Origin of the sequence: Agrobacterium sp. B1(2019), assembly GCF_008274755.1 — a bacterium.
Classification (GTDB): Bacteria; Pseudomonadota; Alphaproteobacteria; order Rhizobiales; family Rhizobiaceae; genus Agrobacterium; species Agrobacterium salinitolerans.
This window is the reverse complement of sequence record NZ_VTPB01000002.1, coordinates 778,287-796,785: the sequence shown is the minus strand read 5'-3', so window position 1 is coordinate 796,785 and position 18,499 is coordinate 778,287. Positions and strand designations below refer to the sequence as shown.

The 18,499-nt window shown below is 60.4% G+C and carries 15 protein-coding genes; 12 read left to right on the top strand and 3 right to left on the bottom strand.

Annotation, left to right across the window (positions count from 1 at the left end):
- Positions 1-60 precede the first annotated feature (60 nt).
- Positions 61-978 (top strand): YihY/virulence factor BrkB family protein, encoded by a 918-nt coding sequence (locus AGR1_RS18405; protein WP_077985332.1) that lies wholly within the window; start codon positions 61-63, stop codon positions 976-978.
- Here AGR1_RS18405 and gluQRS read toward each other — a convergent pair.
- Positions 946-1,845 (bottom strand): tRNA glutamyl-Q(34) synthetase GluQRS, encoded by a 900-nt coding sequence (gluQRS, locus tag AGR1_RS18400; RefSeq protein ID WP_149147807.1) that lies wholly within the window; start codon positions 1,843-1,845, stop codon positions 946-948. The two genes, AGR1_RS18405 and gluQRS, sit on opposite strands and share 33 nt — an antisense overlap.
- A 39-nt stretch (positions 1,846-1,884) precedes the next feature.
- On the opposite strand from gluQRS, the gene AGR1_RS18395 reads away from it, so the two are divergent.
- Positions 1,885-2,541, top strand: coding sequence for a DNA-3-methyladenine glycosylase (locus AGR1_RS18395; RefSeq protein WP_187772228.1), 657 nt, complete (start codon positions 1,885-1,887; stop codon positions 2,539-2,541).
- A gap of 6 nt (positions 2,542-2,547) precedes the next feature.
- Here AGR1_RS18395 and AGR1_RS18390 read toward each other — a convergent pair whose 3' ends face one another.
- The gene (locus AGR1_RS18390; RefSeq protein WP_149147806.1) at positions 2,548-3,966 is read right to left on the bottom strand and encodes an XRE family transcriptional regulator; all 1,419 of its coding nucleotides are present in this window, start codon (positions 3,964-3,966) and stop codon (positions 2,548-2,550) included.
- A 118-nt stretch (positions 3,967-4,084) separates the two neighbouring features.
- On the opposite strand from AGR1_RS18390, the gene AGR1_RS18385 reads away from it, so the two are divergent.
- The 7 genes from AGR1_RS18385 (at position 4,085) to AGR1_RS18355 (ending at position 13,570) form a co-directional block, all read left to right on the top strand.
- A complete protein-coding gene (locus AGR1_RS18385) occupies positions 4,085-5,617 on the top strand; it encodes an acyl-CoA carboxylase subunit beta (protein ID WP_080795161.1) in 1,533 nt (510 codons plus the stop codon).
- 103 nt (positions 5,618-5,720) lie between these two features.
- Positions 5,721-6,617 (top strand): glutathione-dependent disulfide-bond oxidoreductase, encoded by an 897-nt coding sequence (yghU, locus tag AGR1_RS18380; RefSeq protein WP_149147805.1) that lies wholly within the window; start codon positions 5,721-5,723, stop codon positions 6,615-6,617.
- A 103-nt stretch (positions 6,618-6,720) separates the two neighbouring features.
- Complete coding sequence (locus tag AGR1_RS18375; RefSeq protein WP_077985202.1) at positions 6,721-7,098, top strand: hypothetical protein; 378 nt, start codon at positions 6,721-6,723, stop codon at positions 7,096-7,098.
- Positions 7,099-7,143: 45 nt separating this feature from the next.
- Positions 7,144-9,147 (top strand): acetyl/propionyl/methylcrotonyl-CoA carboxylase subunit alpha, encoded by a 2,004-nt coding sequence (locus AGR1_RS18370; protein WP_149147804.1) that lies wholly within the window; start codon positions 7,144-7,146, stop codon positions 9,145-9,147.
- Positions 9,148-9,280: 133 nt separating this feature from the next.
- Complete coding sequence (gene scpA / locus AGR1_RS18365) at positions 9,281-11,422, top strand: methylmalonyl-CoA mutase (protein WP_149147803.1); 2,142 nt, start codon at positions 9,281-9,283, stop codon at positions 11,420-11,422.
- A 13-nt stretch (positions 11,423-11,435) separates the two neighbouring features.
- Positions 11,436-11,852 carry a methylmalonyl-CoA epimerase gene (mce, locus tag AGR1_RS18360; RefSeq protein WP_149147802.1) on the top strand — a complete coding sequence of 139 codons (417 nt, stop codon included), beginning with the start codon at positions 11,436-11,438 and terminating at the stop codon, positions 11,850-11,852.
- Between the two features lie 173 nt (positions 11,853-12,025).
- Entirely contained in the window at positions 12,026-13,570 is a 1,545-nt protein-coding gene (locus tag AGR1_RS18355) for a glycerol-3-phosphate dehydrogenase (RefSeq protein ID WP_149147801.1), read from the top strand.
- Between the two features lie 19 nt (positions 13,571-13,589).
- On the opposite strand, the gene AGR1_RS18350 is transcribed toward AGR1_RS18355, so the two are convergent.
- Entirely contained in the window at positions 13,590-14,822 is a 1,233-nt protein-coding gene (locus AGR1_RS18350; protein WP_187772227.1) for an ROK family transcriptional regulator, read from the bottom strand.
- Positions 14,823-15,066: 244 nt separating this feature from the next.
- On the opposite strand from AGR1_RS18350, the gene xylF reads away from it, so the two are divergent.
- The 3 genes from xylF to AGR1_RS18335 all read left to right on the top strand — a co-directional run bounded on the left by xylF (position 15,067) and on the right by AGR1_RS18335 (position 18,463).
- Complete coding sequence (gene xylF, locus AGR1_RS18345) at positions 15,067-16,107, top strand: D-xylose ABC transporter substrate-binding protein (protein ID WP_080795186.1); 1,041 nt, start codon at positions 15,067-15,069, stop codon at positions 16,105-16,107.
- Positions 16,108-16,348: 241 nt separating this feature from the next.
- Positions 16,349-17,662, top strand: coding sequence for a sugar ABC transporter permease (locus tag AGR1_RS18340; protein ID WP_149147799.1), 1,314 nt, complete (start codon positions 16,349-16,351; stop codon positions 17,660-17,662).
- 18 nt (positions 17,663-17,680) lie between these two features.
- The gene (locus tag AGR1_RS18335; protein WP_077985195.1) at positions 17,681-18,463 is read left to right on the top strand and encodes an ATP-binding cassette domain-containing protein; all 783 of its coding nucleotides are present in this window, start codon (positions 17,681-17,683) and stop codon (positions 18,461-18,463) included.
- The last annotated feature ends 36 nt before the right edge of the window (positions 18,464-18,499 follow it).

The following is an 18,499-nucleotide window of genomic DNA, read 5'->3' as shown; positions in this document are numbered from 1 at the left end:
AAGCTGATTTCCCATATTCGGGGCGAAGTTACAAATGAAATGCCGATGAATGGAGGTGACATGGTTGCCGCAGTGCGCCTGGCAGGCAAGGTTGCCTTCGATGCCTATTCCCATTTCGCCGAGGATGACGGCTGGGCGATGGCGAGCCATATGGCGCTGTCCATCCTTCTGGCGCTGTTCCCCTTCCTGATCTTCGGCACGGCGCTTGCCGGTTTTCTCGGGGCCGACCAGTTTTCCGAAACGGCGGTGCATCTGATTTTCGATACATGGCCGGAAGCGATTGCCGGGCCGCTGGCGGCGCAGGTGCAGCAGGTGCTGACCATTCCGCGCGGCGGGCTGCTGACGATTTCGGTGCTGGCGGCCGCCTATTTTGCCTCCAACGGCGTTGAGGCGCTGAGAATTTCGCTCAACCGCGCCTATCGTGTCACGGAGACGCGCTGGTGGTATATCACCCGTCTGCTCAGCCTGCTTTACGTGCTGATTGCGGTTGTGGTCTTTGCCGGCATCAGCATCGTGCTGGTCGCCGTGCCGGTCGCCACCTCTTTTGCCGAGCAGCGGTTCCCGTGGCTGACAGACGTGCTGAATACGGTCTCCAGTCTTGGTCTTTACGGTACCATCGTTGTGCTAACGGCGGGGCTGGTGGCGGCGCATCTGTGGCTTCCGGCCGGCAAACGCCGCATCTGGGATGTCTGGCCCGGCATTCTCCTGACGATGATATTCTGGGTCATCGGTGCCGCGATCTTCGCCTATTATCTCTCCACCTTCGCCAATTATGCCGCCACCTATGCCGGTCTCGCCTCGGTGATGGTGGTTCTGGTGTTTCTTTATATGGTCGGCGTCATCTTCATGCTGGGCGCGGAGGTCAATGCGGCGCTGATGAAATACAAGGTACGCCAGATCATCCGCCGCAATATCGGCGGCAGCGGCGCGCGCCGGGAGCGGGCGCTAGAGGAGACCGACAAGCCGGCGGATATCTGAGGGCGTCGCTCCTTCTGCCCGCAGGGCGGAAATGCCGGTACTGCCTTCGCTTTTCGAAAGCTTGCGCCCGTCTGCGCCCAAGATCAGCCGGTGATGGTGATAGGCCGGTTGCGACAGGTCCAGCAGGTGTTGCAACAGCCGGTGGATGGCGGTTGCGTGATAGAGATCCATGCCGCGGACCACATGGGTTACGCCCTGCAGCGCATCGTCCACCACGACGGAAAGATGATAACTCGAAGGCGCGTCGGAACGCGACAGCACCACATCGCCCCAAAGCGCGGGCAGGGCCTTGATTTGTCCCGTCTCGCCATCGCCGCTTTCCCGCCAGAACAGGGGGATGTCGGCGGCGCGGATCGCCTTTTCCATGTCGAGCCGCCAGGCGTGCGGCCGGCCGGAAGCGAGCAGCGCTGTCCGTTCCGCCTTTGGCCTCTCCCGGTCTATGGTCGGGTAAAGCGGCGCGCCATCGGGATCGCGCGGCCACAACCCTCCCTCCGCTTCGAAGGCCCTGACGATCGCCTTGGTTTCTCCACGGCTCAGAAAGGCAGGGTAAGCAAGCCCTGCCTCGACCAGTCTGTCCAGCGCCACACGGTACTCTTCGAAATGCTCCGATTGCCGCCGCGCAGGTTTCTCCCAGTCGAGACCCAGCCAGCCGAGATCATCATAGATCGCCTGCTCCAGTTCCGGTGTGCAGCGGGTCTGGTCGATATCCTCGATACGCAGCAGAAAACGACCGTCATTGTCTTGCGCCATATCGTGGTTCAGGAAGGCGGAAAGCGCGTGGCCGAGATGCAGCAGGCCATTGGGGCTTGGTGCAAAACGGTAAACCGGTTTTTGACGGAACGGCGAAGGCATGATTTCTTCTGCCATGTTTTAAAGAGCCAAACCAGCCGGCTGGCGGCACATGGAATGACTGATATGAAAATCATTACCGGGATGGATGACATCAGCGAAGGGCTGGAACATCTCGCTCTCCTCGATCCTGCGCTTGGCCCCGTCATTGAAATAGCCGGTCCGCTGGAACTGCGCATTCACGAGCCCGGCTTTGCCGGCCTTGCCCACATCGTCGTCTCGCAGATGGTGTCGCGCGCCAGCGCCAATGCCATATGGGCGCGTATTCTTGCCGGCACCGGCGGCGCGGTCACGGCGGAGAATTATCTAGGTGTGCCGGAGGAATTGCGCGCCACCTTCGGCCTTTCCCGGGCCAAGGCGACGACGCTGGAGGGGCTGGCGTGCGCCGTCACGCAAGGGCAGATCGATCTTGACGGCGTGGTGCGCAAGGAGGGACTTGCGGCCCTTTCCGAACTGGTGGCGCTTCGCGGTATCGGCCCGTGGACGGCGGAGGTCTATCTGATGTTCTGCGGCGGGCATCCGGATATTTTTCCGGTGGGTGATGTGGCGCTGAGATCGGCGGTGGCGCATGCGCTTGATATGGAAGTGAGGCCGGAGGCGAAATGGCTGGCGGAGCGGGCGGCGCTCTGGTCGCCGTGGCGCTCCGTGGCCGCCCGGCTTTTCTGGGGCTATTATGCCAACATCATGCGGCGCGCCATGGCGCCGCTGCCCTGAGCGTGGTCAAAAATCGGCGATACTGTAGGGCAGGGCCCCGCGCGAGAGATGATCGAAATGCAGCTTGCGTTTCAACGGCGGCACGGCGCGTTGCACGCAATCCACCCTTTCGCAGACCCGACAGGAAATGCCGATGGGTTTGAAGGAGGCCGCATTGCCGAGATCGAGCGTATCGGCATAAACGAAATTCTGCGCGTGTGAAATTTCGCAGCCGAGCGCGATGGCATAACGCGGTCTCTCCGTGTTGAAACCGGCACCGGCTTTCTCGATCTGCGTGGCGATGGAAAGATAGCGTACGCCATCGGGCGTTTCCGCCAGCTGCCGCACGATCCTGTCGGAGCTTTCGAAAGCCTGATGGATATTCCACAGCGGACAGGCCGCGCCAAAACGGGCAAATTGCAGCCGCGTGGCGCTGTGGCGTTTGGTGATGTTGCCGGCGCGGTCGATCTTGGCGAAAAAGATCGGCACGCCTTTTATACCCGGCCGTTGCAAGGTGCTCAGCCGATGGGCCACCTGCTCAAGGCTTGCGCCGAAACGAACGGCCAGAAGCTCAAGATCGTGGCGCAGTTCCTGCGCCGCCCGGTGAAAGCGGCCATAGGGCAGGATGAGCGCTGCGGCGAAATAATTGTGAAGTCCGATACGACAGATTTCGGCCGCTTCCGTGTTGCGGAAACCGGCGCTGCCCAGCACCCTGTCCACCGTTGGGCCGGCGTGAAGCTGGGCAATCTGCAATGCAAGCTGAAAACAGCGGGTGGACGCGGCCATGTACGAGCTGAGGGCGAGCGTCTTGCTCGCAGGATCGAAATGCCGGATCAGACCGCCCGCCGCATCGGTGCGGGTGATATGGATGCCGTAACGGCTGCGCAGATGCGTCGCCAGAATGCCATCGGTGCCGCCTCCCTCGATCTCCAGTTCCTGTGCCAGCTCCTCGGCCAGAACGTCGATCTCGGCGACGTAATTGTCGACAAAGTGGAAGAAGTCGCGCACCTCCTCGTAAGGGGTTCTTTCCACCTGTGCGGTGCCGCGACCCAGTCGATCATCCAGCTGCACCAGCTGCTCGCTGTTCTGGCGATAGGCCTGATGGGCACGCAGCAGCGCATGGGCAAAACCCGGCGCGTTCTGGGCGATCAGCTTCAATTCCTGAAGCCCAGGCTCGTAATTCAGGAACAACGGGTCTTTCAGCGCCTCGCGCACGGCGGAAACCAGCCGGTCGCTTTCGCCCGTCGCCAGCTCCGCCATGTCGAGCTGGAACTTTTCCACCAGCGTCACCAGAACGCTGGCCGAAACCGGGCGTTGGTTATTCTCGATCTGGTTCAGGTAACTCGCGGAGATGCCCAGCCGTTCGGCAAATTGCGCCTGTGTGGCGCGGGCGTTTTCGCGAAGGCCGCGAACCTTGCGGCCGATGAAGAGTTTTTCCGTCGCCATGTTGCAACTTTGCAAAATTAAACATTGCAAATATTTATGGCACGCATACGCGCACGATCAAGGCTTCTAGGCGAATGTTTTCTAAGCTATTGATTTTGAGGAAACGCATGGAGGAAACATGCCCGGCATTCTGGAGCAATTGGAAACGCGGCGCGCCGAGGCGCGGCTCGGCGGTGGCGTCAAGCGCATCGAGGCGCAGCATGCCAAGGGCAAGCTGACGGCGCGCGAGCGCATCGACGTGCTGCTGGATGAGGGCTCCTTCGAAGAATATGACATGTACGTGACCCACCGGGCGGTGGATTTCGGCATGGCGGAGCAGAAGGTGGCGGGGGATGGCGTCGTCACCGGCTGGGGCACCATCAATGGCCGACAGGTCTATGTGTTTTCGCAGGATTTCACCGTGCTCGGCGGTTCGCTGTCGGAAACCCATGCGCAGAAAATCTGCAAGATCATGGATATGGCGGTGCGCAACGGCGCGCCGGTGATCGGCCTCAACGATTCCGGCGGGGCCAGAATTCAGGAAGGCGTGGCCTCGCTCGGCGGTTATGCCGACGTCTTCAAGCGCAATGTCGTCGCCTCCGGCGTCGTGCCGCAAATCTCCGTCATCATGGGCCCCTGTGCGGGTGGCGCCGTCTATTCGCCAGCCATGACCGATTTTATCTTCATGGTGCGCGATACCTCCTACATGTTCGTGACCGGGCCGGATGTGGTCAAAACCGTGACCAACGAGATCGTTACGGCGGAAGAACTGGGCGGAGCCTCCACCCATACGAAAAAATCCTCCGTCGCCGACGGCGCTTATGAAAACGACATCGAGACGCTGGAGCATGTGCGGCTGCTGTTCGATTTCCTGCCGCTCAACAACCGCGAAAAGCCGCCGGAGCGCCCGTTCCACGACGATCCGGCGCGGCTGGAAGCACGTCTCGATACGCTGATCCCCGACAGTTCCAACAAACCCTACGACATGAAGGAACTGATCCACGCGCTGGCAGATGAGGGAGACTTCTTCGAGTTGCAGGAGGCTTTCGCCCGCAACATCATCACCGGCTTCATCCGTCTCGAAGGCCAGACGGTGGGCGTCGTCGCCAATCAGCCGATGGTGCTGGCCGGCTGCCTCGATATTGACGCCTCGCGCAAGGCGGCGCGTTTCGTGCGCTTCTGCGACGCCTTCAATATTCCGCTTTTGACGCTGGTGGATGTGCCGGGTTTCCTGCCCGGAACGGCACAGGAATATGGCGGCGTCATCAAGCACGGCGCAAAACTTCTCTTCGCCTATTCGGAGGCGACGGTGCCGATGGTAACGTTGATCACCCGCAAGGCCTATGGTGGCGCTTATGACGTGATGGCCTCCAAACATATCGGCGCGGATGTGAATTACGCCTGGCCGACGGCGGAAATCGCCGTGATGGGCGCAAAGGGGGCGGCGGAAATTCTCTATCGTTCCGAGCTTTCCGATCCGGAAAAGATTGCCGCGCGCACGAAGGAATACGAGGAGCGTTTCGCCAATCCCTTCGTCGCTGCGGAGCGCGGTTTCATCGATGAGGTCATCATGCCGCATTCCTCACGCCGCCGCATCGCTCGCGCCTTTGCGTCGCTACGCAACAAGAGCGTGGAAACCCGCTGGAAGAAACACGACACTATTCCGCTCTGACCCGCAGCAGGGCTGGAAAAATGCTTTGGCCACCTTACTATATGGATGTTCAGGCGCCCGGATGTCCGGATGTCCTCCCGAAAACGCAAAAGGACACATTTTCATGGCCGAAAATTCCTCCGCAGATAATTTACCCGCAGGATATGAAGTGCCCAAGGTCTGGACCTGGGATAAGGGCAATGGCGGCCAGTTCGCCAATATCAACCGCCCGATCGCCGGTCCCACCCATGAAAAGGAACTGCCCGTCGGCAAGCATCCGCTGCAGCTTTATTCGCTGGCGACGCCGAACGGCCAGAAGGTCACCATCATGCTGGAAGAATTGCTGGCTGCTGGCCACAAGGGCGCCGAATACGATGCCTGGCTGATCAAGATCGGCGAAGGCGACCAGTTCGGTTCCGGTTTCGTCGGCGTCAATCCGAATTCCAAGATCCCGGCGCTGATGGATCACTCGACGGCTGAGCCGACGCGCGTTTTCGAAAGCGGCTCGATTCTCGTCTACCTTGCGGAAAAATTCGGTGCTTTCCTGCCGAAAGAGGGCAATGCCCGCACGCAGGCGCTGAACTGGCTGTTCTGGCAGATGGGCTCCGCACCCTTCCTCGGCGGCGGTTTCGGCCATTTCTACGCCTATGCGCCGATCAAGATCAAATACGCCATCGACCGTTACGCGATGGAGGTCAAACGCCAGCTCGACGTGCTGGACCGGCATCTGGCTGAAAACCGCTATCTGGCGGGTTCGGAATATACGATCGCCGACATGGCTGTCTGGCCGTGGTACGGCAAGATCGCGCTCGGCCAGGCCTATGGCGATGCCGGTGCGTTCCTTGAGGCGGACGGTTACAAGAACGTCATGCGCTGGACGCTCGAAATCGGCGAACGCCCGGCGGTCAAACGCGGCGTGATCGTCAACAAGACCTCCGGCGATCCGTCTGAACAGTTGCATGAACGCCACGATGCCTCCGACTTCGAGACGAAGACTGAGGACAAGATCGGCAAGGCGTAAGGAAAGATTAGAGCGCCAAAAGCGCTCTAACTATTTGAATTGACGCATTTCCGGACGTAAAAGCTAGGCAGCTTTTACTGGAAATGTTCTGGAAGGACAAAAGATGGCGAACCTGCCCGAAATGACCAAACACAAGGGATTTCCCTCCGGCATGCCGAGCACGGGCGTCCAGTTCACCATCCGCCGCGCCAACCCCAAAGGGGTAACACCTATCAAGATGATACCCCGAAGGGCGCGCAACGACACCAAGGAGCATCGAATCGATGCCGCCTTCCTGCACTCGCTCTGGCACCATTTCGGGCCTGAGCCCTTCGAGCGCGGCAATCTCGACGCCGCCCGCCTCAACCTCCTCTTCGGCCGCGAGGTGGTGCCGGCGGAAAAGAACTTCGATCCGCTTTCCTATCAGGCGATGCTTGTTATCGATGAACGTGTCGCCCGGCAGAATTTCCCGGAATCCTTCGAGAATTTCTTCGAAATTTGAGGACTACTCACGGGTTTGCGCTGAGGGAAGAGGGGCAACAACCGCATGATCAAGAAAATTCTCATCGCCAATCGCGGCGAGATCGCCTGCCGGGTGATCAAGACGGCCAGGAAGATGGGCATCGCCACTGTCGCGGTCTATTCGGATGCGGATGCCAATGCGCTGCATGTGAGACAAGCGGATGAGGCCGTTCATATCGGCCCGTCCCCCTCGTCGCAGTCCTATATCGTCATCGACAAAATTCTGGAGGCCATCAATAAGACCGGGGCGGATGCGGTCCATCCCGGTTACGGGTTCCTGTCGGAAAACGCCGCCTTTGCTAAGGCGCTGGAAAAGGCGGGCGTCGTCTTCATTGGCCCGCCTGTTGGCGCCATTGAGGCCATGGGTGACAAGATCACCTCCAAGAAACTGGCCGCGAAAGCGGGCGTTTCCACCGTCCCCGGCCATATGGGGCTGATCGAGGATGCGGATGAGGCGGTGAGGATCGCTTCGCAGATCGGTTATCCCGTCATGATCAAGGCGTCGGCCGGCGGTGGCGGCAAAGGCATGCGCATCGCCTTCAACGATGCCGAAGCGCGCGAGGGTTTTCAGTCCTCCAAAAACGAGGCGAAGTCGTCGTTTGGCGATGACCGCATCTTCATCGAAAAATTTGTCACCCAGCCGCGCCATATCGAAATTCAGGTGCTGGGCGACAAGCACGGCAATATCCTTTATCTCGGCGAACGCGAATGCTCGATCCAGCGGCGGAACCAGAAGGTCATCGAGGAGGCGCCGTCACCCTTTCTGGACGAAGCGACACGCAAGGCCATGGGCGAGCAGGCCGTGGCGCTGGCCAGAGCGGTCGGTTACCATTCGGCCGGCACGGTGGAATTCATCGTCGATGGCGACCGCAACTTCTATTTCCTTGAAATGAATACCCGCCTGCAGGTGGAGCATCCGGTGACGGAACTCATCACCGGCATCGATCTGGTCGAACAGATGATCCGTGTGGCGTCAGGTGAAAAGCTCTCCTTCGGCCAGACGGATGTGAAACTGAACGGCTGGGCCATAGAAAGCCGGCTTTATGCTGAAGACCCCTATCGCAACTTCCTGCCCTCCATTGGCCGGCTGACGCGTTATCGTCCGCCGCAGGAAGGCGAACAGGAAAACGGAACGGTCATCCGCAACGATACTGGTGTTTTCGAAGGCGGCGAAATTTCGATGTATTACGATCCGATGATCGCCAAGCTGTGCGCTCTAGGCAAGGATCGTGAAACCGCCATCGACGCCATGGGGCAGGCGCTGGATCGTTTCGAGGTGGAGGGCATCGGCCACAATCTACCGTTCCTGTCGGCCGTCATGCAGTATGAGCGTTTCCGTGCCGGCCGCCTGACGACGGGCTTTATTGCGGAAGAGTTTCCGGAAGGCTTTTCCGGCGTCGAGCCGGATGAGGCCGCAGCGCGCAAGCTTTCCGCCATTGCGGCCATGATCAATCAGCGCTTGCAGAACCGCGCGGTTGAAATTTCCGGCACCATTGGCAATCACCGCCGCATTGTCGGTAGTGACTGGGTGGTTTCTTTTGGCGCGTTCCGCCACGGGGTCAGCGTCGAAACCGGTGCGGATGGTGCGGCGGTCCGTTTTGAGGATGGGATGGCGCTGACCATCGATACCGGCTGGCATCCCGGCCAAAGCCTTGGGCTGTTCACGGTGGCGGGCGAGGTCATCGCCGCCAAGGTCGATCTTGCAGGGGCAGCGGTTCGCCTGCGCTGGCGCGGCATGGATGTTCTCGCCCGCGTCCGCAGCCCGCGCGTTGCGGAACTGGCGCTGCTGATGCCGGAAAAGCTGCCGCCGGATACGTCGAAACTGCTGCTCTGCCCCATGCCGGGCGTCATCACCGGTATTTCCGTGGGTGAGGGCGACGAGGTGGAGGCCGGGCAGGCATTGGCGACGGTGGAGGCCATGAAGATGGAAAACATCCTGCGCGCGGAAAAACGCGGACGCGTTGCCAGGGTGGCGGCAAAACCAGGCGACAGCCTCGCGGTGGATGAAGTCATTCTCGAATTCGAGTGACGACCTTTGGCCGTTTTTGCGGAACGGATGCGGATCGGAGTGGTTTAAGGGGGCGGGCCTGCGGGCGGCCGTTCGATTTTCGTCACGATCAACCGCCACAGTGCTAAAATGAAATGCAGAAGGGGAGAGATGCATGTCGGGTGAAAAAACGGTGCGGGATTGGCTGCAGCTTGCCGAAAAGGAGCTGAAGCGCTCACCGGACACACTCGTCTGGCACACGCCGGAGGGCATCGAGGTCAAGCCGCTCTATACCGCTGATGATCTGCAGAAGATTTCCCATCTGGACAGCCTGCCCGGCTTTGCGCCCTTCACGCGCGGCCCGCGCGCCACCATGTATGCCGGGCGGCCCTGGACCATCCGCCAATATGCCGGTTTCTCCACGGCGGAAGCCTCGAACGCCTTTTACCGCAAGGCGCTGGCCGCCGGTCAGCAGGGCGTTTCCGTCGCCTTCGATCTTGCCACCCATCGCGGTTATGACAGCGATCATCCGCGCGTGGAGGGCGATGTCGGCAAGGCGGGCGTGGCGATCGACAGCGTCGAGGACATGAAAATCCTGTTCGACGGCATCCCGCTCGAAAAAGTGTCCGTCTCGATGACCATGAACGGCGCGGTCATTCCCGTGCTCGCCAGTTTCATCGTTGCGGGGGAAGAACAGGGCGTTCCTCGCGCCGCCCTTTCCGGCACCATCCAGAACGACATTCTCAAGGAGTTCATGGTCCGCAACACCTATATCTATCCACCGGAACCCTCGATGCGGATCATTGCCGATATCATCGAATATACGGCGAAGGAGATGCCAAAATTCAACTCCATCTCAATATCCGGCTATCACATGCAGGAAGCGGGCGCGACGCTGGTGCAGGAGCTTGCCTTCACGCTGGCGGATGGCCGCGAATATGTGCGCGCGGCGCTGGCCAAGGGGCTGAATGTTGATGAATTCGCCGGGCGCCTGTCGTTCTTTTTCGCCATCGGCATGAATTTCTTCATGGAGGCGGCAAAGCTTCGCGCCGCGCGCCTGCTCTGGTCGCGCATCATGCAGGAATTCAAGCCGCAAAAGGCGTCATCGCTGATGTTGCGCACCCATTGCCAGACGTCAGGCGTTTCGCTGCAGGAGCAGGACCCCTACAACAACATTGTCCGTACCGCGTTTGAGGCCATGTCCGCCGTGCTTGGCGGCACGCAGTCGCTGCACACCAATTCCTTTGATGAGGCGATTGCCTTACCGACGGAATTTTCCGCCCGCATCGCCCGCAATACGCAACTTATCCTCCAGCATGAAACAGGCGTTACCAAGGTCGTCGATCCGCTGGCCGGTTCCTATTATGTCGAGAGCCTGACCGATGAACTGGCAGAGAAGGCCTGGGCGCTGATCGAGGAGGTGGAGGCGCTTGGCGGTATGACCAGGGCGGTGGCGGAAGGCCTGCCGAAACGGCTGATCGAAGAGGCGGCAACACGCCGGCAGGCGGCGGTGGACAAGGGCGAGGAGGTCATTGTCGGCGTCAACCGTTATCGTCTCGAAAACGAGGAAGATATCGATGTTCTCGATATCGACAATGCCGCCGTTCGCGCCGCGCAGATCCGCCGTATTGAGGAGACGCGCCGCCGCCGCGATGGCAGGGATGTGACCTCCGCCTTGGCGGCACTTTCCGACATCGCCCGCAGCGGCAAGGGCAATATTCTCGAAGCCGCCGTTGTCGCCGCCCGCGCCCGCGCCACGGTGGGAGAGATTTCCGATGCATTGCGTGCGGTCTTCGGTGACCATGCCGCCGTGCCGGACGTGGTGAGCGATATTTACGGCGAGGCCTATAAGGACGAGCCGGAACTTGCCACGCTCGCCGCCCGGCTTTCCGGTGTGGCTGAGAGGATCGGCACCAAGCCGCGCATCATGGTCGCCAAGCTCGGGCAGGACGGGCATGATCGCGGCGCGAAGGTCATCGCCTCCGCCTTTGGCGATATCGGTTTCGATGTGCTGGCCGGCCCCCTGTTTCAGACACCCGTTGAAGCAGCCGATCTTGCCGTTCAGAACAGGGTGCATGTGGTCGGCATGTCGTCGCTCGCCGCCGGTCATAAGACGCTTGCGCCGCAGCTGGTTGAGGCGCTGAAACAGAAGGGCGCGGAAGACATCATCGTCGTGGTCGGCGGCGTCATTCCGCGGCAGGATTATCAGTTTCTGCTCGATCACGGCGTTTCGGCAATTTTCGGCCCCGGCACCAATGTCATGGATGCGGCCAACAAGGTTCTCGACCTGCTCGAAGGCGTCAGGCGGAACGTGTGAGGGGAAGACGACCATGTTCGGAAGACTGAATCACGTCGCCATCGCGGTATCCGATCTCGAAGCCGCCGTCTCCCGATACAGGGCGCTTGGCGCAGAGGTCTCGGAGCCGCAATCGCTGCCTGAACACGGGGTGACGGTGGTTTTCATTCAGGCTGAAAATACCAAGATCGAGCTTCTTCACCCCCTCGGAGAAAATTCGCCGATTGCCGCCTTTCTCGAAAGAAATCCGGGCGGCGGCACGCACCATCTCTGCTTCGAAGTGCCTGACATTGTCGCGGCGCGCGACGATCTCGTCAAAAAAGGCGTTCGAATTCTGGGTGACGGCGAGCCGAAGATCGGCGCACATGGCAATCCCGTTCTTTTCCTGCATCCGAAGGATATGGGAGGCGTGCTCTATGAGCTTGAGCAAGTTTCCCCGACACATGGCTGAAACACAGACCCCGTAAGAGGCTGGCCATACGGTGGAGGGCGCGCAGCGGCCGTTCGCCTTTGCCGGAACGTGTTTCGTTTGTTTTCTTTTGACATTCGTTTTGTTTTCGTTTTTATGGCAATTGTCTTTCAACGATGGGGACGAGGTCCCCCCGACGCTGTCGTGGAGGCTCTATGTCCGGCGAGAATATTTTCGATCTTTTTGTCATCGGTGGTGGCATCAATGGCTGCGGCATTGCCCGCGATGCCGTGGGCAGGGGCTATTCCGTGGCGCTTGCGGAAAAGGGCGATTTTGCTTCCGGCACGTCTTCGGCGGCCACCAAGCTCATCCATGGCGGCCTGCGTTATCTCGAACATTACGAGTTTCGCCTCGTCCGCGAAGCGCTTATGGAGCGGGAAATCCTCTGGGCCATGGCCCCGCATGTCATCTGGCCCATGCGTTTCGTCCTGCCAATCCAGAAAGGCGGCGTGCGCCCGGCCTGGATGGTCCGGCTCGGCCTGTTTCTTTATGACAATCTCGGCGGCCGCAAACTTTTGCCGGCGACGCGCACGCTCGATCTTTGCAAGGACCCGGCTGGCAAGCCGCTAAAGCCTGTTTTCGCCAAGGCTTTCGAATATTCCGATGGCTGGGTGGATGATGCCCGTTTCGTGGTTCTCAACGCACGCGATGCGGCAAATCGCGGCGCAACGATCATGAGCCGCACGCGGGTCGTTTCGGCGCGGCGTGAAGGCGGGCTTTGGCTCATCGAGACGCTGGACGAAAAAACCGGCCGGGCGGCCACACACAGGGCTCGCATGCTGGTCAATGCGGCCGGCCCCTGGGTGGACAATGTGCTTTCAGGCGTCTTCGGCCGCAACGACGTGCACAATGTCCGGCTCGTGCAGGGCAGCCATATCATCGTGCGCAAGAAGTTTTCCGATCCGCGCGCCTATTTCTTCCAGAACCCGGATAACCGCATCATCTTCGCCATTCCCTATGAGCGGGATTTCACGCTGATCGGCACAACGGATCGCGACTACAATGGCGATCCGGCCAAGGTTCGCATTTCCGAAGACGAAATTTCATATCTCTGCAACGCGGCCAGCGACTATTTCAGCGAACCCGTTCGGCCGGAAGACATCGTCTGGACCTATTCCGGCGTACGGCCGCTCTTTGATGACGGTGCTTCGAAAGCGCAGGAAGCCACACGCGATTACGTGCTGAAGGTTGAAGAGGCCGACGGTGAAGCTCCACTCCTCAATATTTTCGGCGGCAAGCTCACCACCTATCGGCGGCTGGCGGAACATGCGCTGGAAAAGATCGGCGCGGCGATTGGCAAAAAGGGCAAGCCGTGGACGGCGGGCTCCCACCTGCCGGGCGGCGATTTCGGTGCTGAGAGATATGAGGCGCAGGTTCGGACGCTCGTCTCCCGATACCCTTTCCTTGATGGACGCCATGCCGAGCGGCTTGTCAGAAACTACGGCACCAAGGCTGCAGAACTGTTGGGCAGCGCCACCGATGTGTCCGGCCTCGGCCGGCATTTTGGCGGCACGCTTTATGAATGCGAGGTGCGCTGGCTGGTGGAACACGAATGGGCCTCTGCGGCCGAGGACATTCTCTGGCGACGCACGAAACAGGGCCTGCGCCTGAGCAAGGAAGAGGCTGCCGGTCTCGATGAATTCGTGACCATGCTGACGGGCGGCGAGCAAAAGGCCGAAGCCGTGGCGGAGCGCGCCTGAAAATCCGCCAGCCGCCCTGTCAGTTCCCTGAACTCTTCATCGGTCTTTCCGGGCCGTCGGCGCTCAGGATGTAGTCGTCTGCGGCTGAAAGCGCGTGTTCCATATGCCCTTCAAACACCAGTTCCGGCTCGTTGGCCGCTATGGCTATTTTCGGCATACCGCCGAAACGCACCGCCTGCGATTGCGCCAGACCGTCGCGCAGGCCGCTTTCCAGAAGATCGAAATAGCGGGTGCCCGGGCCGGTGATGAAGACCGGCATATGGCCGTGCAGACTGAAGAGGCGTGAAAGGCCGTTGCCGAGCGCAAGTCCGGCGGTGCGAAAGGCGAACCGCGCCATGCGGGCGCCGGTGCGGGCCGAGGCGGCGATCTTGTCCACCTCGGCGATCGGCACGAATTTCGCCGGTTCCGCCTGCGGCGGGACTTCGAAAGCAGAACGCAGTATGGCGTAAAACCCGGAATAGGCCTCGATGCAGCCTTTGGTGCCGCAACGGCACAGCGCGCCGTCGGCCAGATGCAGCATATGGCCGAAATTGGGGGCGCTGACCTCAATTGTGCCGCGCGCCGCGCGGGCGATGCCAAGGCCGATGCTGTGGCCGAGTGACAAGGTGACGAGGGCCTCCGGCGCCGGGTCTTCTTTTGCCTGCTCCCGCATCCAGATGGCTTTTGCGGCCAGCAGCGTTTCGTTGTTCAGCGTCACGCGAATGCGGCCGTCCCCGGATACCAGCCGCTGGAAATCGATCCTTTCGTCACCGAGAACCGGCGACCAGACGAGTGTTGCCGTGGCCGTATCCACCAGCCCCTTGCTGCTGATCGAGGCCTGGAGGATATCGTGCCGGTCAATGCGCGAGCGATCGGCAAGTCTTGCGAGACCGGCGAGGATCGCGCCGCCGAATGTGCCTTTTTCAGCAGCAATCCTTTGTTCGGTGAAACGGTCCACTAGCTTGCCGGCATAATCGACCAGCGAATATTGCACGCTGTCGGAAGAGATAATGATGATGGCGACATGGCAGAAAGCGCCGCGCGGGCCGAAGAGAATGCGAGGCCGGCCTCGGCCTGCCGTGGCAAGCTGCTCTTTCCGGAGAATGAGTCCGGCCCGTTCAAGCTCGGTGGTGATGGCGGAGACGGTGGCGGAGGCAAGCCCGGTGAAAGTCGACATGTCGGTGTGGGAAAGGCTGCCGTGCAGACGCAGTGCCGCCATCACCGAAAGGCTGTTTTTCTGGCGCACCAGTTCCGTACTTGCAATGGCGGACATGGGCTGGGGCATGCTCCCTGAACGGCCTTTTTCCTGTCGTGCTGATCCGCTCTGATGGCGCATGCCGAAAGCAATATCAAGGCACCCGGATGCTGCCCGCAGCCGTTGTTGACAGCATGGGGAATCTCTGACATTAATTTTCTCGACTGTCGAGAAAATTGTGAAACCACAGAGACCGGCAGCTTTTTCCGGGCGTTTTCCCCTGCATGGAGGTGCGGGGCTTCGCCCTTACCGGGAGGACATCATGAATTCTTTTGCCAAGCTTCTGGCGGGTACAGCCGTACTCGTTTCCCTGCACACTGCCGCCATGGCCGCTGATCTCGTCGTCGGCGTTTCCTGGTCGAATTTCCAGGAAGAACGCTGGAAAACGGATGAGGCGGCCATCAAGGCGGCGCTCGACAAGGCCGGCGCGAAATACATTTCCGCCGACGCGCAATCATCCGCCTCAAAGCAGCTGACAGACGTGGAATCGCTGATCGCGCAGGGCGCCAACGCGCTGATCATCCTGGCGCAGGACAGCGACGCGATTGGCCCGGCTGTTGAAAAGGCCGTTGCCGAAGGCATTCCGGTCGTGGGTTACGACCGCTTGATCGAAAACCAGAACGCCTTCTACATTACCTTCGATAACAAGGAAGTCGGGCGTCTTCAGGCTGCCGAAGTCTTCAAGGTGAAGCCCGAAGGCAATTACGTTTTCATCAAGGGCTCTTCTTCCGATCCGAATGCGGACTTCCTGTTCGCCGGTCAGCAGGAAGTGCTGAAAGCTGCCATTGACGGCGGCAAGATCAAGAATGTCGGCGAAGCCTATACCGATGGCTGGAAGCCGGAAAATGCCCAGAAGAACATGGAACAGTTCCTGACCAAGAATAACAACAAGGTCGATGCGGTCGTCGCCTCGAATGACGGCACGGCCGGCGGTGCAATCGCCGCTCTCGCCGCGCAGGGCATGGCCGGTTCGGTTCCCGTTTCCGGTCAGGATGCCGATTTCGCCGCGCTGAACCGCGTCGCGCTCGGCACGCAGACGGTCTCGGTCTGGAAGGACAGCCGTGAACTCGGCAAGGAAGCGGCTGGCATTGCGCTGGAACTGGCCGGCGGCAAGAAAATGACGGAGATCAAGGGCGTCACGGCGTTTGACGGCGGCCCGAAGAAGGTCACGATGCAGTCGGTCTTCCTGAAGCCGATCGCCATCACCAAGGACAATCTGAACGTCGTCATCGATGCCGGCTGGATCAAAAAGGAAACGGCCTGCCAGGGTGTGAAGGCGGGAACCGTCAAAGCCTGCGATTGATCGAATACGTCCCGGTTCGGGCGCTGCGCCATGGCTCATGGCGCGGCGCCTTTTAGAGCATTTCCAGGAAAAGTGGGCCCCGGTTTTCCGTTTGGAAATGCGAAAAACAAAGAGTTAGAGCATTTCCAGAAAAGTGGCACCGGTTTTCCGTCCGGAGATGCGCCAGAAAAAAGCGTTGGAGCGTTTTCGCGATTCAGGGAAAAACGAAAACGTTCTAAGATGTAAGGAGCACCGGCAGTTCATGGCCGATACGACCCAATCCAATTCCACAACGTCGCAAAAGACGGAAAAAGCAGGCTCGATAACGCGCTTCATCAACGCCACCGAGCTGGATACCAGGCTGCTCGGCATGGTGGGTGCACTTCTTCTGATCTGGATCGGATTTCATATCCTGTCGGGCGGATTGTTCCTGACGCCGCGAAACCTCTGGAACCTTTCCGTGCAGACCGCGTCCGTGGCTGTCATGGCGACCGGCATGGTGCTCGTCATCGTCACCCGCAATATCGACCTGTCGGTCGGGTCGATCCTCGGTTTCTCCGGCATGATCATGGGCGTCACACAGGCGGAAATCCTGCCGCAGATCCTCGGTTTCGAACATTGGGCAACCTGGATCGTCACGCTTCTGGTCGGCATTCTCGTCGGCGGCGCCATCGGCATGCTGCAGGGCTCCATCATCGCCTTCCTGAACGTGCCGTCCTTCATCGTTACGCTTGGCGGCCTGCTGGTCTGGCGCGGCGGCACATGGTTCATCACCAGCGGCCGCACCGTGGCGCCGATGGATTCCACCTTCCGCCTGATGGGCGGCGGCACCAGCGGCTCGATTGGCGCGACATGGAGCTGGATCGCTGCCATCATAGCCTGCGTCGCCATCATCGCGGCAATCCTTAATTCCCGCCACCAACGCCGCCGTTTCGGCTTTCCGCTGCGGCCCGTCTGGGCGGAATATTTTCTGGCCGCGCTCGGCTGCGTCGTCGTCATCGGTTTCGTGGCGGTGGTCAACAGCTATCCATGGCCAATCAACATCGCCCGCAACTATGCCGACGCCAATGGCATCGCCTGGCCTGAAGGCGGTCTGTTCATTTCGCATGGCATCGCCATTCCGGTGCTGATGGCGCTTGCCGTCGGTGCGGTCATGACCTTCATCGCCACAAGGTTGCGCTTCGGACGTTATGTCTTCGCCATCGGCGGCAATCCGGAAGCAGCCGAACTCGCCGGCATCAAGACCCGCTGGGTGACGGTGAAAATCTTCACGCTGATGGGCGTTCTGTGCGCCATCGCCGCGGCCATCTCGACCGCCCGCCTCAACGCGGCCACCAATGCCCAGGGCGAGCTGGACGAGCTCTATACCATCGCGGCGGCCGTCATCGGCGGCACCTCGCTTGCCGGCGGTGTCGGAACCATAGCGGGCGCGATGCTCGGCGCGCTCGTCATGCAGTCGCTTCAATCCGGCATGGTGCTGGTGGGCATCGATACGCCCTTCCAGCGCATCGTCGTCGGTGTGGTCCTGGTCGTCGCCGTCTGGCTCGACACCATCTACCGCGCCCGCGCCAAGTAAGAACCGAGGAGAACTCCTATGACGGACCAAGTCACGCCCCTCGTGGAAATGCGCAATATTTCCATTTCCTTCGGCGGTATCCATGCGGTGGAAAACGCCTCTGTCGATCTTTTCCCCGGTGAGGTGGTCGCCCTTCTCGGCCACAATGGCGCGGGCAAATCGACCCTTATCAAGATCCTCTCCGGCGCATACCGGCGCGATGGCGGCGATATTCTCATCAATGGCGAGGATGCCGATATCCGCAATCCCCGCGACGCCAAGAAATACGGTATCGAGACCATCTACCAGACACTGGCGGTGGCGGATAATGTCGATGCGGCGGCCAATCTTTATCTCGGCCGGGAGCTGAAGACGAAATGGGGCACGCTCGATGATGTCGCCATGGAAGCCTCGGCCCGCGAGGTGATGGGGCGGCTCAACCCCAATTTCCGGCGGTTCAAGGAGCCGGTGAAGGCGTTGTCGGGCGGTCAGCGGCAATCCGTCGCCATCGCCCGCGCCATTCTGTTCGATGCCCGCATCCTCATCATGGACGAGCCGACGGCCGCACTCGGGCCGCAGGAAACGGCCCAGGTGGGCGATCTCGTCAAGGAGCTGAAACGGCAAGGCATCGGCATCTTTCTCATCAGCCACGATATTCACGACGTTTTCGATCTGGCCGACAGGGTCTTCGTGATGAAGAACGGCAGAGTGGTCGGCCATGCGCGGACCGAGGATGTCACCAAGGATGAGGTTCTCGGCATGATCATTCTGGGCAAGGTGCCGCCGGGTGCGGTGGCGGGTCCGGGCGCCGTCGTCGTCTGACAACAGGATTTGCCAGTCTTTACCTTTGATATAAAT

Excerpts from the sequence above, each read along its gene's own strand:
- AGR1_RS18405 (WP_077985332.1), top strand. The coding sequence starts at position 61 with ATGGTTGCCGCAGTGCGCCTGGCAGGCAAGGTTGCCTTCGATGCCTAT.
- gluQRS (WP_149147807.1), bottom strand. The coding sequence starts at position 1,845 with ATGGCAGAAGAAATCATGCCTTCGCCGTTCCGTCAAAAACCGGTTTAC.
- AGR1_RS18395 (WP_187772228.1), top strand. The coding sequence starts at position 1,885 with ATGACTGATATGAAAATCATTACCGGGATGGATGACATCAGCGAAGGG.
- AGR1_RS18390 (WP_149147806.1), bottom strand. The coding sequence starts at position 3,966 with ATGGCGACGGAAAAACTCTTCATCGGCCGCAAGGTTCGCGGCCTTCGC.
- AGR1_RS18385 (WP_080795161.1), top strand. The coding sequence starts at position 4,085 with ATGCCCGGCATTCTGGAGCAATTGGAAACGCGGCGCGCCGAGGCGCGG.
- yghU (WP_149147805.1), top strand. The coding sequence starts at position 5,721 with ATGGCCGAAAATTCCTCCGCAGATAATTTACCCGCAGGATATGAAGTG.
- AGR1_RS18375 (WP_077985202.1), top strand. The coding sequence starts at position 6,721 with ATGGCGAACCTGCCCGAAATGACCAAACACAAGGGATTTCCCTCCGGC.
- AGR1_RS18370 (WP_149147804.1), top strand. The coding sequence starts at position 7,144 with ATGATCAAGAAAATTCTCATCGCCAATCGCGGCGAGATCGCCTGCCGG.
- scpA (WP_149147803.1), top strand. The coding sequence starts at position 9,281 with ATGTCGGGTGAAAAAACGGTGCGGGATTGGCTGCAGCTTGCCGAAAAG.
- mce (WP_149147802.1), top strand. The coding sequence starts at position 11,436 with ATGTTCGGAAGACTGAATCACGTCGCCATCGCGGTATCCGATCTCGAA.
- AGR1_RS18355 (WP_149147801.1), top strand. The coding sequence starts at position 12,026 with ATGTCCGGCGAGAATATTTTCGATCTTTTTGTCATCGGTGGTGGCATC.
- AGR1_RS18350 (WP_187772227.1), bottom strand. The coding sequence starts at position 14,822 with ATGTCCGCCATTGCAAGTACGGAACTGGTGCGCCAGAAAAACAGCCTT.
- xylF (WP_080795186.1), top strand. The coding sequence starts at position 15,067 with ATGAATTCTTTTGCCAAGCTTCTGGCGGGTACAGCCGTACTCGTTTCC.
- AGR1_RS18340 (WP_149147799.1), top strand. The coding sequence starts at position 16,349 with ATGGCCGATACGACCCAATCCAATTCCACAACGTCGCAAAAGACGGAA.
- AGR1_RS18335 (WP_077985195.1), top strand. The coding sequence starts at position 17,681 with ATGACGGACCAAGTCACGCCCCTCGTGGAAATGCGCAATATTTCCATT.